The following is a 17,622-nucleotide window of genomic DNA, read 5'->3' as shown; positions in this document are numbered from 1 at the left end:
CTCGGCTGCACTGTCTCGCACCCTACTCCGCATCGTCACCGTGGGGCACCCACAGAAACGTCCAACCGCTCGAACGCACCCCGCCGGTACTGCTCGGCGCAGGCGGTGCGCTGGATCTTGCCGCTGGTGGTCGTGGGCAGCGATCCGGGCGCCACCAGCACGAGGTCCTCGACGCTCAGCCCGTGTGCGTTCGAGATCGCCGCGGTCACCTTCTCTTTCACGTCTTCAACGTCGGATGCCGGATTCTTGATCTCGACGACGGTGACCAGCCGCTCGGCGCCGTCGACGGGCACCGCGATCGCGGCGACGCGACCGCGGGTGACCTCCTGCACCGTGGCCTCGATGTCCTCGGGATAGTGGTTGCGGCCCCGGATGATCAGCAGATCCTTGATCCGCCCGACGATGTGCAGCTCGCCGTCGCAGACGAAGCCGAGGTCGCCGGTCCGCAGCCACGGCCCGTCCGGTGTCCCCGGCGACGGATCGACCAGCGTTGCGCCGAAACCACTTTGCGCATCCGGCGATTTGCCCCAGTAGCCTTCGGCGACGTTCTCCCCGTGCACCCAGATCTCCCCGACGGCGTCCGGTGGGCATTCGCGGCGGGTGTCGCCGTCGACGATCCGCAGCGTCGGGGACTGCGGCACCCGGTACCGGATCAGCGGCGTCCCCCGGCCGGCGGCGCTGCGCCGCACGCGGCCGGCACCCAGTTCGTCGGGGTCGAAGTACCCCGCCGGCGCGTCCTCGTCCCAGGTGCCCGTTGCCACGAACACCGTCGCCTCCGCCAGACCGTAGGCCGGGCGCATCATGTGGTCACGGAAGTCGAAGTGCGCGAACCGATCCACGAACCGGTGCAGGGTGGCCGGTTCGACGCGTTCGGCGCCGCTGATGATGCCCACCACCCCGCCGAGGTCGAGACCGTCGAGATCCTCGTCGGTGGTCTTGCGGGCGGCCAGGTCGAAGGCGAAGTTCGGCGCCGACGACCAGGCGTGCGGGTTGGCGGCCAGCGCGCGGATCCAGCGGGCCGGTCGCTCCAGGAACGCCACCGGGCTCATCAGGTCGGCGCGGCGGCCACACAGGATCGGGGCGCAGACCCCCAGCACCAGACCCATGTCGTGATAGAAGGGCAGCCACGACACGAGCGTGGCGTCGGGCGGCAGCGGGGCGTCGGCGAAGAAGCTGCGCATCAGCTGCTCGAAGTTCACCGTCAGGTTGCGGTGGCTGATCATCACACCGGCGGGTGAGCGGGTGGATCCGGAGCTGTACTGCAGGTAGGCGATGCTCGGCAGTTCGGCCGGGCCGACCTCGAGGGGCGCCTCGGCGTCCAGCGCCAAGGTGTCGATTGCGACGATCGTCGGGGGCATGGCCTGCGGCGTTGCGCTGACGAAGGTTTCGACGTCGGCGACCGCAGACGCGGTGGTGAGCACCACCGACGGGGTGGTGTCGGCCAGGACCGCACTGACCCGCTCGCCGCCGGCGCCGGGATGGGGCAGCGGCAGCGGCACCGCGACGAGCCCCGCCTGCATCGACCCCAGGAACGCCAGGATGTACTCCAGCCCCTGCGGCGCGAGGATCACCGCGCGGTCACCGGGTCCGCCGAGCCGGGTGAGTTCGCGCGCCACGTTCGTCGTCCGCCGGGCCAGCTGCGACCACGTCAGGCTCTGCACCACCCCGGCGGGACTCCCGGAGTAGTCGGTGAACGTGAACGCGAGGTCGTCGGGACGCATGCTCGCGCGCCCGTGCAGCATCGACAGGATCGACGACTGCCGCTCCATCATCCCCACTCCTCTCAGCCGACCTCGACCGGCTCGCGCACCGCGGGCCGCGCCGGACCCGGGCGCGTCGGCCACCAGTTGGCCCGGCCGACCAGCGCGGCGATTGCGGGCACGGTGATGGTGCGAACCACGAACGTGTCCAACAAGATTCCGACGCCGATGACGAAACCGCCCTGGACCACGAGACCGATACTGGAGAACAACAGACCCGCCATCGACGCGGCGAAGATCAGACCCGCCGCGGTGATCACGCCGCCGGTCGTACTCAAGGTGCGGATGACGCCGTGCCGCACGCTGCTCGGGGATTCGTCGCGTAGCCGCGAGACGAACAGCATGTTGTAGTCGGCGCCCACCGCGATCAGTACCACGAACGCCAAAGGTGGCACGCTCCAATGCAATTCCTCACCGAGGAGGAACTGGAACGTCAGCACCCCGATCCCGATCGCGGCGAAGTAGGAGACCACCACCGAACCGACGAGGTACAGCGGTGCGATCACCGCCCGCAGCAGCAGCATCAACGTCAGCAACACCACGATCAGGGTCGCGGCGATGATGAACCGGATGTCCTGCTGGTAGTAGTCGCGGGTGTCGCGCAGCGAGACCGGGAAGCCGCCCATCGAGATCGTCGCATCGGCCAGCATGGTGTTCGGCTGGGCGTCGCGTGCGACGTCCTGGATCCGGTTGACCTGATCCATCGCCTCGGCGCTGAACGGGTTGAGCTCGGTCTGCACGAGATAGCGCACCGACCGGCCGTCCGGCGAGATGTAGGCCGCGGCGGCCTTCTGGAAATCGGGGAGGGCCAGCACCTGCGGGGGAATGCTGAACCCGGCCTGGGACGGGTCGGCGGCGCTGTTGCGCATCGTCAGCAGGAACGCCGACGCCTCGTCGAGGCCGGCGGCGATCACCTTGACCTGTTTGACCAGTTCGTCGACACCGCCCGCCACTTCGCGGCTGCCACCGGCCAGGCGGTTGGCGCCCTGCTGCAGGTCGGCCAGCCCCTTCTGCGGTCCGCCCGGTTTGTCCAGGCCCATCGCGTTGACCGCCTTGGCGACGCCTGCCATCGCGGTGTTGAGCTTCTTGACCGCGGTGTTGAGGGTCTGCCGGTCGTCGACGCCCTGCAGTTCCTGGGCCAGCCCGTTGATCTCGTCGAGGCTGCCCTCCTGACGCGCCTTGACGAGCCGTTCGAACTGCATGCGGGTGTCCCGGCAGGACGGATTCGAGTCGCAGATCGCGTTGCCCTGCAGCGCCGCCAGCACCGGACCGATCCAGGCGAACATGTCCCTGACCGTGCGGAAGTTCACGCCCATGGAGTTGCCGAGCGCGTTCACGCTGGCGACCAGCTTCGCCGCGACCTCGACATCGCGGACGAGTTTGTCCCCGCCGTACTCGGTGCGCACCGACGAGAACGTGGTCACCAGGTCCTGGATGCTGGGCGCGATCGTGTTGATCTGGCTGCGGACGTCGGCCAGGCTGTCGGCCAGCGTGTCGGCCCCGTCGGTCAGGCGGTTGAGGTCGCTGCTGCGCTGGCCGATCTGGTTGGAGCCGTCCTGCAGGCGGTCGCCGACGATGCCGGCCTGGAACGTGGCCCGGAACTCCGGCGGCACCTCGCCGAGCGGGCGGGTGATCCCGCTGACCAGGCCGACGCCGGGCAGCTGCGCGACGCGGGACGCCAGCTGCTCGAGATCGGCGAGGGCGCGCGGGTTGCGCAGGTCGTGCGGGGACTGGATGAAGATGTACTCGGGGATGGACTGAGCGATCGGGAAATGCCGCTCCAGCGCGGTGTACCCGATCGAACTCGACGCCTCTTCCGACACCACCTTGCGGTCGTCGTAGTTGTAGCGGGCGAACAGGCCGATCCCGGCCAGCAACGCCAACACCAGCAGGCTGGCCACCAGGTGCGGTACCGGGCGCCGCACGATCCGGATGCCCGACCGCCGCCAGAACCGGGCGGTCAGTTCCCGTCGCGGTTTGACCCAGCCGCGGGGCCCGGCGAGCACGAGGATCGCCGGCAGCAGCGTCACGCCGGCGAGGAAGGCCACGCCGATCCCGATCGCCGACGACACGCCGACGGTCTTGAACACGCCCATCTTGGCGAAACTCAACAGCAGGAACGTCACGCCCACCGTCGCCGCGGATGCGGTGATCACCTTCCCGATCGAGATCATCGCGGCCTTGACCGCGTGGTCGTAACCGTCACCGGCCCGCAGGTAGTCGTGATAGCGGCTGATCAGGAAGACCGCGTAGTCGGTCCCCGCCCCGGCCATGATGGCGCTGAGGAACACGATCGACTGGTTGGACACCCCGGCCCCGGTGAGTTCGGAGTAACCGGCCACGGCGGCCTGCGCGATCAGCAGCGACGAGCCGATGGTCACCAGCGGCAGCAGCATCGTCACCAGGTTGCGGTACACCACCAACAGGACGCCGAGGACCAGGACCGCTATCGCGATCTCGATCGGCAGGCGGTCCTTCTCCCCGGCGACGGTGAGGTCGGCGACGGTGGCGGCCGGGCCGGTCACGTACGCGGTCAGCCCGCCGGCCTTCCCGTCGGGGATGGTGCGGTCGACGATGTCGGAGACCCGGGTGAACGATTCGTAGGCCCGCGGGGTGCCCAGCTCACCTTCAAGGCTGACCGGCAGCACCCAGGTCGTCTTGTCCTCACTGGTGAGGAACGGGCGCAGCTGCGGGGTGGCGACGAAGTCCTGCACCGACACCACATCGGCGGGGTCGTCGCGCAGCGCGTCGACGAGCTTGCGGTAAACGGCCTCGTCGTCGGGGGTCAGCCCGTTCTCGTTGATCAGCGCGACCAACAGCAGATCGTCGTTGCCGGATTCCCCGAATGCCTCGGCCATCTTCTCGGCCGTGACCGTCGACGGCGCGTCGGCGGGCAGCACCGCCAGCGGATGCCGCTGGGCCATCTCGCCCAGGGAGGGCACCGACAGCGGCAGCGCGATGGCCAGGGCGGCCCAGACACCGATCACCACCCACGGCCAGCGCACCACGAAGTCGGCTAACCGCCGCATGACGCCCCCACCTCCGAGCGGACGTTGCGCGACCGGTTGACACTGCAGGTTCGGCCGTAGCCGCGATGTTGCTCCACGCTATGCGACGCGACCCCAGTTACCGCTGTCGGCAACCTGTTCGGCGACAGATTTCATCGTATTCATGTACCTCGCAACCGATTTCCTGGCCACCGAGTTGTCGGGATGCATGATCGCCATCGCGGTGCCCTCGCCGTACCGGAAGATGTAAATGGTCAACTGATAGGAGAATCGGCCGTCCGGGTAGATCCCGATGTTGTTGGCCAGCCCCATGTCGGCGGCGGCGAGTACGGCATTGAGCGGCGCCGCACCGCCGTGAAAGAAGTTCGACACCGGGAAATTCGGTTTCGGCCAATTCAATTCCGGCGCCAATTCCATCGCCCGGTAATACGGAACTCTTGCCATATTCAAACTCGAGTCGAAAGACGCCTGCGCCGCCCACGCCGCGTCATTGAACGAGGCCGCCCCGATCGGAACGGTGATCGGAATCAGCCCGGTGAACCACCCCTGGGTCATGAAATTGTCCGTCGCCGCGCGGGAATCCCGAGGGGTGAGACCGTAATACGTCAGCGCGCCGGTCAATTCGTGTTCGACCTGCGCCAGACATGCGAACAAGCCGCCGACGAATCGCGCCCCCGCACCGGAACACGCCGCATCGAATCGCTCGGTCTGCCCGGGATCCATGAGCAGTTGCGAAGTCATGTCGCTGCGCACCGCCTGCGCGGGATCGCCCAGCGGCAGCGGGAATTCCGGGAAGCCCGACTGGTTGTTCTCGGCAAAGTCGATCCAGGCGCGAACTTCCGGCGAAGCCACGGTCAACTCCGCCGTGCGCTCACGTTCGCGAACACAGAACTCGTCGAAACTGCCGGCGTCGGGCAGGACGAGCGCCTCGCCGCCGCCGCTCAGGGCCGAGTACATCCCGTTTGCTTCGAGCATCGTCGTGCCGATCAGCGTCGCGTCACCGTGCACGTGGTCCATGGCCGCGAAAAACGTGAAATAGTCGTCATTCTGAATGACGCCGAACGTGAAGCACGCCCATTCCAGCGGACTCGGGATGGCGACCACGTGCGCCTGGATCTCGTCGATCGACATGAGACCGTGGTCGACGGGGACGAATTCGATGTCGGCGGGGTCCTCGATCGCGTGCCGCACGAACTCACCGTCGGCGGTCTGCTCGAACCAGCTGCGAAAGGTGTCGTGGCGCCGCAGATATGCGTTCACCGCGTGATCCATGGCCGAGATGTCGCATTTCCCGGCGACTTCACAACTCGCGATGATCTGTCGCGAGAAATTCAACCCCGCGGCCGTGCGCTCGGAGTAGTTACGCAGATGCTGGCCCTGCATGTAACTGATCGGGACCGAACTGAGCGGCGCTTTCCGAGCAATTTCCACCGCAGCCGCAGTGGGATGCCAAGAGGTTACCGAACCCGGCTTCAACGACCATTCATCAAGGGGCCCAACAGTGATCTTGCCGATTTGCAACTCGTCTAACCTCTCCGCTTTGCCGATCCGCGACCGGCACGAGCCGTTGCCGGATCAACATACTCCCGCCGGACCCGCATGGGTTCGACACCGCCGACGCCAGGAGACCGAACCGCGCGTGGCATACGCGAACATGCCATAGTGTGCCCCGGAACACATCTTCACGGGCGCAAGAAGTGCCTGAAGGCCACTTTCTGACAGCCGGTGCAAGGGAGGAACTACGGGCATGGATGCTGCCGTAAAAACCAACGAAACAGCAGGTCGATTCGCGATCGTCGGTTACGCGGCGCGGTTCCCAGGAGCCCGGGACGCCGACGAGTTCTGGGACGTACTACGGGATGGCCGCGATGCGATATCCGAGGTCCCCCAGGATCGTTGGAACGCCGACGAGTTCTTCGACCCCGAACCCGGCGCCCCCGGCAAGGTCGTCACCCGCCGCGCCGGCTTCGTCGACGACGTGACCGGCTTCGACGCCCCGTTCTTCGGTCTGTCGGCCCGTGAGGTCCGTCTGATGGACCCCCAGCACCGGCTGCTGCTCGAAACCGCCTGGCGCGCCGTCGAACACTCCGGCACGGCACCGACGTCGTTGGCCAACAGCAACACTGGCGTGTTCGTCGGCCTGGCCACCCACGATTACCTCGGAATGGCATCCGATGAGCTGACGTACCCCGAGATCGAGGCCTACATGGCGATCGGGACGTCGAACGCCGCCGCGGCCGGGCGCATCAGCTACCGGCTGGGCCTGCAGGGGCCCGCCGTCGCCGTGGACACCGCGTGCAGTTCCTCGCTGGTGGCCATCCACCAGGCCTGCCAGGCGCTGCGGCTCGGGGAGTGCGACCTCGCGCTGGCGGGCGGCGCCAACGTGCTGTTGACCCCGGCGACCATGATCACGTTCTCCAGTGCGCACATGCTCGCGCCGGACGGCAAGTGCAAGACCTTCGACGCCGCCGCCGACGGTTACGTGCGCGGTGAGGGCTGCGGCGTCATCGTCATCAAACGCCTCGAGGACGCCCTGCGTGACGGCGACCGGATCCGGGCCGTCATCCGCGGCAGCGCAATCAACCAGGACGGCGCGTCAGGCGGGCTGACCGTGCCCAATGGTGTTGCCCAGCAACGCGTCATCACCGATGCGCTGCAACGCGCCGGCCTGAAGCCCAGCGACATCGGTTACCTGGAGGCCCACGGCACCGGCACCTCCCTCGGCGACCCGATCGAAGCGCAGGCCGCCGGCGAGGCGCTCGGCGCGGGCCGCGACCCCGGCAAACCCCTGCTGATCGGTTCGGCAAAGACCAACATCGGGCACCTCGAAGCCGCCGCCGGCATCGCGGGTGTCCTCAAGGTCGTGCTGGCGCTGGAGAACGAGCAGCTGCCCAAACACCTGCACTTCGAGAACCCGTCGCCGCACATCCCGTGGGACCGGCTGCCGGTGGAGGTGGTCACCGAGACCACCCCGTGGCAGCGCAACGGTCAGCCCCGCATCGCCGGCGTCAGCTCGTTCGGCTTCGCGGGCACCAATGCCCACGTCATCCTCGAAGAGGCGCCCGAGCCCACCCCTGCCAGCGAACCGGCACCGGCCGACGAGCGGTTCGGCCTGCTCCCCCTGTCCGCCCGCACCCCCGCCGCACTGGTGGCGCTGGCCGGGCAGTACCGCGACTACCTCGCCGAGCATCCGGAGGCCACGCTGGCCGACGTGTGCCACACCGCGGGCACCGCCCGCGCGCACCTCGAGCAGCGGGCCGCCCTGGTGGTCGACTCCCGCGACGCGGCCGTCGAACTGCTCGGTGCGCTCGCCGACGACCGGCCGGCCCCCGGCCTGGTGCGCGGCGAATCGCACGACACCCCCAAGACCGCGTGGCTGTTCACCGGTCAGGGCAGCCAGTACCCCGGGATGGCGCGGCAGCTGTACGACACCGAGCCGGTGTTCGCCGAGACCCTCGACCGATGCGCGGCCGCGGTGGCCGATGCGCTCGAAAAGCCGTTGCTGGACGTCGTTTTCGATACGGGGGCGAGTGACGCTGAGGAGACGTTGCGGCAGACCAGCTACGCCCAGCCCGCCCTGTTCGCGGTCGAGATGGGGCTGGCCCGGCTGTGGCAGTCGTGGGGTTTCGAACCCGACGTGGTGCTGGGCCACAGCGTCGGCCAGTACGCCGCGGCCTGCGTCGCCGGGGTGTTCGAGCTGGAGGACGGCGCCCGGCTGATGGCCGAACGCGGCAGGCTGTTCGGCAGCCTGCCCGCCGGTGGGCGCATGGTCGCGGTGTTCGCCGCCGCCGACCGCGTCGAGAGCCTGACCGACGAGTACCCGAGCCTGTCGGTGGCGGCCTACAACGGCGCCAACACGGTGCTGTCCGGACCCGCCGACGAGTTGGAGAAGGCGGTCGCGCGACTGGCCGCCGACGGTGCCCGGTGCGACTGGCTCGACACCAGCCACGCGTTCCACTCGGCACTACTCGACCCGATCCTCGACGAGTTCGAAACCTTCGCACAGGGTTTCACCTACCGTGCGCCGCAACGGATCCTGATCGACAACCGGACCGGCGCCGCCCTGGGCCGCAGTGTGCGCCTCGACGGTGCCTACTGGCGCAGGCACGCCCGCCAGCCGGTGGAGTTCGCCAAGAGCGTGCGCACCCTCGCCGAGATGAACTGCCGCGTGCTGCTGGAGATCGGGCCCCGGCCCGTGCTGACCGCGGCCGCTTTGGCGGCCTGGCCGGACCCGGCCACCGCCCCGCGCGCGATCGCCTCGCTGCGCCGCAACACCCACGACCACCGGCAACTCACCGAGGCGCTCGCCGACGCCTACGTGCTCGGCCACCTGCCGCGGTTCGCCGCGCTGAAGCGCCCCCACGCGCAGCTGCTCGACCTCCCCACCTACCCGTTCGAGCACCGCGAGTATTCATTCCGTGACAACCGGACAGCGGGCGTCGAGGATCGGCCGCAGCCCACGGCGGCGGCGACCGAGGCGCTGCGGCTACTCGAGGACGGCCGCATCGCCGAACTCGCCGCTCTGCTCGGCGACGCGGACGGTGATCAGCAGAGCCACGACGTGTTGACCAGGCTCGCCGCCCAACACAATCGGCAGCGCACGACACAGTCCATCGCCGACGACCGCTACGAGTTCCGGTGGGAGGCGCTGACCGGCGCACCGGCCGGAGCGGGCGGCGAAGCGTCGTGGCTGCTGGTCGGTGACGACACCGAGACCGTGCGGCCACTGGTCGACACCCTGGTGGCACGCGGGCACCGGCACCGCTTCGTCGGGCTGCCCGCCACCGACGCCGACGAGGACACCCTCGTCGACATCCTGCGCGAGGCCGCAGAGGACGACGCCACACTGCGCATCCTGCACATCGCGGCTGTCGACTCGACGACCACACCGTCCATGCGGTCGCTGCTGCGCATGCAGCACCGCATCCTCGGCGGCACCCGCCGCCTCTTCCGCGCCGCTGCGACCGCGGAACTGCGGAGCCCCGTCTGGGTGGTGACCCGTGGTGCGCAACGTGTTTCCGACGTCGACTCTGTCGCCCCCGAGCACAGTGCGCTGTGGGGGTTCGGCCGCGCCGCCGCACTCGAGCTGCCACAGGTCTGGGGCGGGCTCGCCGACCTCGCCGCGGGCAGCGCCGACGAATGGTCCGCGCTGCTCGACCGGTTGACCGCACCCGCCGCCGCGGTGCGGGAGGATCAGCTCGCCCTGCGGGGCCACACCACCTATGTGCCGCGCCTGGTCCGGCGCGACGGGGTCACCGGCGGTGCCCTCGAACTGCGGAGCGACGCAACCTATCTCGTCACCGGTGGGCTCGGGTCGATCGGTATGGAGATCGCCGGCTACCTGGCCGCCAACGGCGCCGGTCACCTGGTGCTGACCAGCCGCCGCACCCCCGACGACACAGTCCGCGAACGCATCGACGCGCTGGCCGCCCAGCACGGCTGCGATATCCGTGTCATGACCGCCGACGTCGCCGACGCACACGACGTGGCGCGGCTGCTGGCCGGTGTGGCTGCCGAACTGCCGCCGCTGGCGGGCATCGTCCACGCGGCGGGCGAGATCGGCACCACCCCGCTGACCGCCCTCGACGTCGAATCTCAGCAAGCCGAGGTCGACCGTGTATTCGCGGGAAAGGTCTGGGGCGCCTGGCATCTGAGCGAGGCCGCCGCGGACCTGGAGCTCGACTTCTTCATCAGCACCTCCTCGATCGCCTCGATCTGGGGTGGCTACGGGCAGACCGCCTACGGTGCGGCCAACGCCTTCCTCGACGGGCTGGCCTGGCGCCTGCGCGACCAGGGCATCGCGGGGGTGAGCGTGAACTTCGGCCCCTGGTCGGCGGGTATGGCCGATGCGGAGTCGCGGGCACGCCTCGACGAGCGCGGGGTCCGCACGCTCGGACCGGCCGACGCGCTGGCGGGCCTGGCCGACGTCGCGGCGAACTCGACACAGGGGGTGATCGCGCGCATCGACTGGGCGCGGTTCCTGCCGCTCTACCAGCAGGCGGGCCGACGCGCCTTCCTCTCGGAGCTCGACCGCGAGGTGCCGAGCGCGGCGACACCTGCGGTGGTGACGCCGTCGGGCCGGACCGAACTCGTCGAGCAGCTCACCAACGCCCCTGTGCAGCAACGCAAACGACTGCTCACCGACTACCTGCGCGACGCGGTCGCCGACGTGACCCGGGTCGACGCCGCCGAGATCCGCGAGGACGCCGGCTTCTTCGACCTCGGCATGGACTCGCTGATGGCCGTCGAGCTGCGTCGCCGCCTCGAACAGGGTGTCGGCAAGGAGATCCCGGTCACCCTGGTGATGGACCACCCGCGCCTGTCCGATGCGGCCGAGTACCTGCTCGGCGACGTGCTGGGCCTCGAACAGCAGGCGCCCGCCCGGCCCGCGCCTCGGCAGGCCGCGACGACGCGGGCCGACGACCCGATCGCGATCATCGCGGTGTCGTGCCGGTTCCCCGGCGCACCGAACCCGGAAGCGTTCTGGGAGTTGCTCTCCGGCGGTGTCGACGCGATCCGGGAGGTCCCCGAGGACCGCTTCGACATCGATGAGTTCTACGACCCCGATCCCGACGCCGCGGGCAAGACCTACACCCGGTTCGGCGGATTCCTCGACGGCATCGACGGATTCGACCCGGAATTCTTCGGTATCTCCCCGCGCGAGGCCGTGTGGATCGAACCGCAGCAGCGGCTGATGCTCGAAACCGTCTGGGAGGGGCTGGAACGCGCCGGGTACGCACCGGCGGACCTTCGCGGCAGCCGGACCGGAACCTTCGTCGGGGTGGCGGCCAACGAGTACGCCCACCTGCTGTCCTCGGAGTCGATCGACAAGATCGAACCCCACTTCATCACCGGCAACGCGCTCAACGCCATCTCCGGCCGCGTCGCCTTCGCGCTCGGGTTCGAAGGTCCCGCCGTCGCGGTCGACACCGCGTGCAGTTCGGCGCTGGTCGCCGTCCACCAGGCCGTCCAGGCACTGCACGCCGGTGACTGCGACCTCGCCGTCGCCGGCGGGGTGAACGTGCTGCTGAGCCCGGTCACCGTCGTCGCCGCCTCGCGGGCGCGGATGCTCTCCCCGGTCGGCCGGTGCAAGACCTTCGACGCCTCCGCCGACGGGTACGTGCGCAGCGAGGGCTGCGGGATCCTGGTGCTCAAGCGGCTCAGCGACGCGGTCCGCGACGGCGACCGGGTGGCCGCGGTCATCCCGAGCAGCGCGGTCAACCAGGACGGCGCGTCCAGCGGTCTGACCGTGCCCAACGGCGGTGCGCAACAACGACTCATCAGGTCTGCCCTCGACCGCGCCGGGCTCACCGGCGCCGACGTCGACTACCTCGAGGCGCACGGCACCGGCACCCCGCTCGGCGATCCGATCGAGGTGCAGGCGGCCGCCGCGGCCTACGGAGACTCGCGTACCGCCGACCGGCCGCTGCTCATGGGCTCGGTCAAAACCAACATCGGTCACACCGAATCCGCCTCGGGTGCAGCGGGTCTGATCAAGGTCGTGCTCTCGCTGCAGAACGAGACGCTGCCGCAGAGCCTGCACTTCGACACCCCGTCACCGCACATCCCGTGGGATTCGTTGCCGGTGCGCGTGGTGGACAAGGCCGTGCCGTGGCAGACCAACGGCAGGCCGCGCCGCGCCGGTGTGAGTTCCTTCGGCTTCACCGGCACCAACGCCCACGTGCTCGTCGAAGAGGCGCCGCCGCTGCCCGAGCTCGACCCCGATATCGAAGACGACCAACCCGACACCGACGCAACGCCGGTCAACGTGCTGGCGCTGTCGGCGCGGTCCCCGGAGGCACTGGTCGATCTGGCACAGCGGTACCGGTCCTGGCTGGAGGAGACCCCCGACGCGGATCTGACCGACGTCTGCCTCACCGCGGGCACGGGCCGTTCGCACTTCGAACACCGCGCCGCGATGGTGGTGGACTCCATCGAGTCCGCCCGCCAGGCGCTGACCGATCTGGCCGACAACCGGACCCGGCCCGGCGTGGTGCGCGGTGAGCAGACGCACCGCCCGACCACGGCGTGGCTGTTCACCGGACAGGGCAGCCAGTACCCCGGTATGGCGCGGGAACTGTTCGAGGCCGAGACGGTGTTCGCCGACACCGTCACCCGGTGCGCGGACGCGGTCAAGGACATCCTGCCGCAGCCGCTGCTCGAGGTGCTGTTCGCGACCGACCGGGAGACCGGAGAACGGTTGCGCCACACCTCGTATGCCCAGCCGGCGCTGTTCGCCGTCGAGATGGGTCTGGCGCGGCTGTGGCAGTCCTGGGGCATCGAACCCGACGTGGTGCTCGGCCACAGCGTCGGCCAGTACGCGGCGGCCTGTGTCGCGGGCGTGTTCAGCCTCGAGGACGGCGCCCGGCTGATGGCCGAACGCGGCCGGATGTTCGGCGGTCTGCCCGACGGCGGGCGGATGGTGGCGGTGTTCACCGACGCCAAACACGTCGAGGAGATCGCGAGCGAGTTCCCGCGCGTATCGGTGGCGACCTACAACGGGCCCAACACCGTGCTGTCGGGCCCGGGCAAGGATCTCGAGCAGATCGTGCCGAAGTTCGCCGAGGAGGGCATTCGCTGCACCTGGCTGGAGACCAGCCACGCCTTCCACTCCGAACTGCTCGACCCGGTGCTCGACGAATTCGAGTCCTACCTCGGCCAGTTCGAATTCGCCACGCCCACACTGCCGTTGGTGTGCAACCGCACCGGCTCGGTGATCACCGCCCAGACTCCGCTCGACGCCACGTACTGGCGCAGGCACTCCCGCCAGCCGGTGCAGTTCGCCGAGAGTGTGCGCGCGGTCGCCGCGCTGGGCGCCTCGGTGCTGATGGAGATCGGACCGCAACCGGTGCTGACCGGTGCCGCGGTGCAGGTCTGGCCCGAACACCTGGCCGCACCGCGGGCGGTCGCCTCACTGCGCAAGGGTGTCGCCGACCGTCGTCAGATGGCCGACGCACTGGCCGCGGCCTACGTCGGCGGACACCGACCGAACTTCGCCGCGGTGCAGAACCGGCCGCACCGCAAGCTGGAGCTGCCCACCTATCCGTTCCAGCGCCGCCGCTTCTGGCCCAAGACGTCCAGCATCTCCGTCGACGGCCCGACGGTGTCCGGGATCCTCGGTAGTGCAAAAGATCTCGCATCCGGGGACACCGTGTACACCAGCCGGCTGTCGGTGAAGTCGCAGCCCTGGCTGTCCGACCACGTGATCTACGGCACCGTCGTGGTGCCCGGCGCGACGTACGCCGCGATGGCGCTGGCCGCCGTCGGCTCACCCGCGAGGGTGAAGGACGTATTCTTCTACGAGCCGATCATCCTGCCGGAGAAGGCCTCTCGCGAGGTGCAGCTGACCCTGCATCCCGGCGACGGCGACGGTGTGTGGACCTTCCAGGTGCACAGCAGGCCCTACGGCGAACGCGGCGCCGACTGGTCGCTCAACGCCGACGGCACTGTGGTCTCCGGGCTCGAGGAGATCGCCGACCAGGACAGCGGACCCGTCGACGAGGCGATCGAGCGGCTCAACCGCATGCGTCCGCAGGACCTGTTCGAGACGTTCGCCGACATGGAGCTGGCGTGGGGTCCGACCTGGTCGGGGTCGCTCAAATCGCTGTGGCTCGGTGAGGGCGAGGCGATCGGCGACATCCTCGTCGGTGAGGAACTGGCCGACCAGCTCGGCTCGGAGCCGATGCACCCGGTCCTGATGGATCTGTGCACCGGTGTCGCGTTCCCCGCGTTCCCGGCGCTGCTGGCCGCCGAACAGGGCGTCAGCGATCTGTTCCTGCCGCTGCGGTACGGGCAGGTGTCGCTGCGGGAGAAGATGCCACGCCGGTTCTACTGCCGTGCGCGGTGGCACACCAGCGAGCTGATGAGCGAAACCCAGGTCTTCGACCTCGATTTCGTCAGCCGGGACGGCCGCCCGCTCGGCGGCATCCGCGAGTTCACCGTCAAACGCGCACCGCGCGAGGCGTTGTTGCGCGGCCTCGGCGGGGACGCCACCCGGCTGCTCTACACCCTCGGCTGGGCCGAGGTGCCGGCCCCGGAGCCCGGCGACTCGACCGGCAGCGGCACCTGGCTGGTCGCGGGCTTCGACGAGCTGGCATCCGCCGTGCCGGGCTGCATCCCGTTCGATCCGGCCGTCGACACCCAGCCGTTGGGCGAGGTGCTCAGCGATGCCCACGAACGCGGGATGGCGTTCTCCGGCGTGGTGTGGCGGGCCGCGCAGCCTGGGGCGGACGAGTCGGCCGCCGACGTGGCGGCGCGGACGGAAGCCGAGATCGCGAACCTGCTCAGTGCGGTGCACACCGTCCAGGGTGGGCTGAAACTGCCCGGCGGGCTGTGGATCGTCACCGAACGGGCGGTCGCCACCGAATCCGGTGAGCCGGTGGATCCGGTGCAGGCCGCGCTGTGGGGTCTCGGGCGCACCACGATCAACGAGGAACCGGCGCTGCGGTGCAGGCTGATCGACTGCGACGGGTCACCCGAAGCGGTGCGCGCGCTGGCCGATCTACTCGTCACCCCCGTCGACGAGCCGGAACTGGCTGTGCGGCAAGGGAAACTGCTCGCCTCGCGGCTGCTGCCGTGGGCGCGCAGCGGACACTTCACCGTGCCGCGCTCGACCGACTACGTTCTCGCCCCGACCGAACGCGGCGCGATCGACAACCTGCGGCTCACCGAGGCCGACGTGCCGCCGCCGGCCGAGAACTACGTGCAGGTCCGCGTCGAGGCCGCGGGCCTGAACTTCCGCGACGTGCTCAACGTGCTCGGTCTCTACCCCGGCGATCCCGGGCCGATCGGCGGCGACTTCGCCGGCGTCGTCACCCAGTTGGGCGACGGTGTCACGGGACTCGAAGTGGGACAACGCGTCTACGGCTCCATGCAGGGCGCGTTCGCCAGCCGGTTCAACGTGCCCGCGCAGTTCCTGGCGCCGATCCCCGACGGGGTCAGCGCGGTGGAGGCCGCGACGATCCCCGCCGCGGCGCTCACGGTGCGGCTGTCGTTCGACTGGGCGCAGCTGCGGCCCGGCGACAAGGTGCTCATCCACGCCGCCAGCGGTGGCGTCGGACTGGCCGCGGTGCAGATGGCGCAGCGGTGCGGTGCCACGGTGTTCGCCACGGCGAGCACGTTCAAGCGGGCGACGCTGCGGAAGCTGGGCGTCGAATACGTCTACGACTCGCGCACAACGGATTTCGCGGATCAGATCCTCGCCGACACCGACGGCGCCGGGGTGGACGTGGTGCTCAACAGCCTGACGAGCGAAGGGTTCATCGAGGCGACGCTGCGGGCCACCGCCCAAGGCGGCCGCTTCGCCGAGATCGCCAAACGCGATATCTGGTCGACCGAGAAGATGGCCGAGGCCCGCCCCGACATCTCCTACGAGATCGTCGCGCTGGACACCGTGATGTTCACCGAGCCCGATCGCATCCGCGATCTGCTCACCGAGGTGTCGGAGGGCCTGGCTCGCGATGAGTGGACCCCGCTGCCCGCGGAGATCTACCCGCTGACCGAGGCCAGGACCGCGTTCCGCCGGATGCAGCAGGCACGCCACATCGGCAAGATCGTGCTGCAGATCCCCCAGCCGCTGCAGCCGCGGCCGGACCGCAGCTACCTGATCACCGGTGGTCTCGGGGCAATCGGCCTGCACACCGCGGCGTACCTGGCGCAGCTCGGAGCAGGCGACATCGTGCTGACCAGTCGCCGGGAGCCCGATGCCGATGTGCGGCGGGTGATCGACGACATCGCCGAGCGGTACAAGTGCCGGATCCACACCTTCGCCGCCGATGTCGGCGACGAGGCCGCGGTGGCGGCGCTGCTCGACCGCATCCGCGCCGAGCTGCCGCCGCTGGCGGGGGTGGCACACCTCGCCGGTGTGCTCGACGATGCGCTGCTGTCCCAGCAGAGCCCGGACCGGTTCCGGGCGACGCTGGCGGCCAAGGCCTACGGCGCCTGCCACCTGGACCGGCTGACCCGGGACGACGGGCTGGACTTCTTCGTCGTGTCGTCGTCGGTGTCGAGCCTGTTCGGCTCGCCGGGGCAGGCGAACTACGCCACGGCCAACGCGCTGCTGGACGGTCTGGTCGCGCAGCGGCGGGCCCACGGCCTGCCCGCCACCGGCGTGAACTTCGGGCCGTGGGCCCAAGGCGGGATGGCGTCGTCGGAGGCGGCGACCGCCAACATCAGCGCTCAGGGTCTGGTTCCGCTGGAACCGTCGGCGGCGCTGAGCGCGCTGGCCGAAGTGATCGCCAACGGCACCGGCCAGGCCACGGTCATCAAGGCGAACTGGGCGCGGGCGGCCAAGGTGCTCGGCAGCTCGCGGCCGCCCATCCTGGACCTGGTGTTGCCGAGTGCCGCCGGTGAGGTGACCGGCGACAGCGAGCTGCTGCGGCAGCTGCAGGAGATCCCGGTGCCCCAGCGGGCCGGGTTCGTGACCGAGTTCCTGCAGCGGGAGGTGCAGACCTTCCTGCGCCTGGCGCAGCCGCCGGCGGCGACGAGCCGGTTCCTGGACCTGGGGACGGACTCGTTGATGGCGATCGAGCTCCGGAACCGGTTGCACAGCCAGTTCGGCGGGGCGTTCACGATCAACGCGACCGCGGTGTTCGACTACCCGACCATCGGTGGGCTGGCCGAGTACCTCGTCGGGCAGCTGCCCGATGCGGAGACGCCGGAGGCCACACCCGAGCCGATTGCGCAGGAGCCGTCCGAGCCGGAAGGCGCCGGGCCAGCGGCGTTGCCGTGACGTCGCTCCCTCGGCATGTTGCTGTCGCAACATGCCGAGGGGGTGCTGGCTGACCATCCCCGCGAAGGCTTCACACCGATGTTTGCGCAGTCCTATCGTGAAGGCTGCGCGACAGGTTCGGGGG

4 protein-coding genes are annotated in these 17,622 nt (G+C 69.7%); 1 reads left to right on the top strand and 3 read right to left on the bottom strand.

Going from position 1 to position 17,622, the window contains the following annotated elements; genetic code table 11:
* Positions 1–35 precede the first annotated feature (35 nt).
* From AU194_RS06240 to AU194_RS06230, 3 genes are all read right to left on the bottom strand, one after another.
* A complete protein-coding gene (locus tag AU194_RS06240; protein WP_082698508.1) occupies positions 36–1,769 on the bottom strand; it encodes an AMP-binding protein in 1,734 nt (577 codons plus the stop codon).
* 14 nt (positions 1,770–1,783) lie between these two features.
* A complete protein-coding gene (locus tag AU194_RS06235) occupies positions 1,784–4,789 on the bottom strand; it encodes an RND family transporter (RefSeq protein ID WP_059088373.1) in 3,006 nt (1,001 codons plus the stop codon).
* Positions 4,790–4,867: 78 nt separating this feature from the next.
* Positions 4,868–6,289: a condensation domain-containing protein gene (locus tag AU194_RS06230; RefSeq protein ID WP_059088372.1), complete on the bottom strand. Its 1,422-nt coding sequence runs from the start codon at positions 6,287–6,289 to the stop codon at positions 4,868–4,870.
* A 226-nt stretch (positions 6,290–6,515) separates the two neighbouring features.
* Here AU194_RS06230 and AU194_RS06225 point away from each other — a divergent pair, with 226 nt between their 5' ends.
* Positions 6,516–17,498, top strand: a complete 10,983-nt coding sequence (locus tag AU194_RS06225; protein ID WP_059088371.1) for a type I polyketide synthase — start codon at positions 6,516–6,518, stop codon at positions 17,496–17,498.
* Positions 17,499–17,622 lie beyond the last annotated feature (124 nt).

Origin of the sequence: Mycobacterium sp. GA-2829, assembly GCF_001499965.1 — a bacterium.
GTDB lineage: Bacteria > Actinomycetota > Actinomycetes > Mycobacteriales > Mycobacteriaceae > Mycobacterium.
This window is presented reverse-complemented; position numbering and strand designations above follow the sequence as displayed.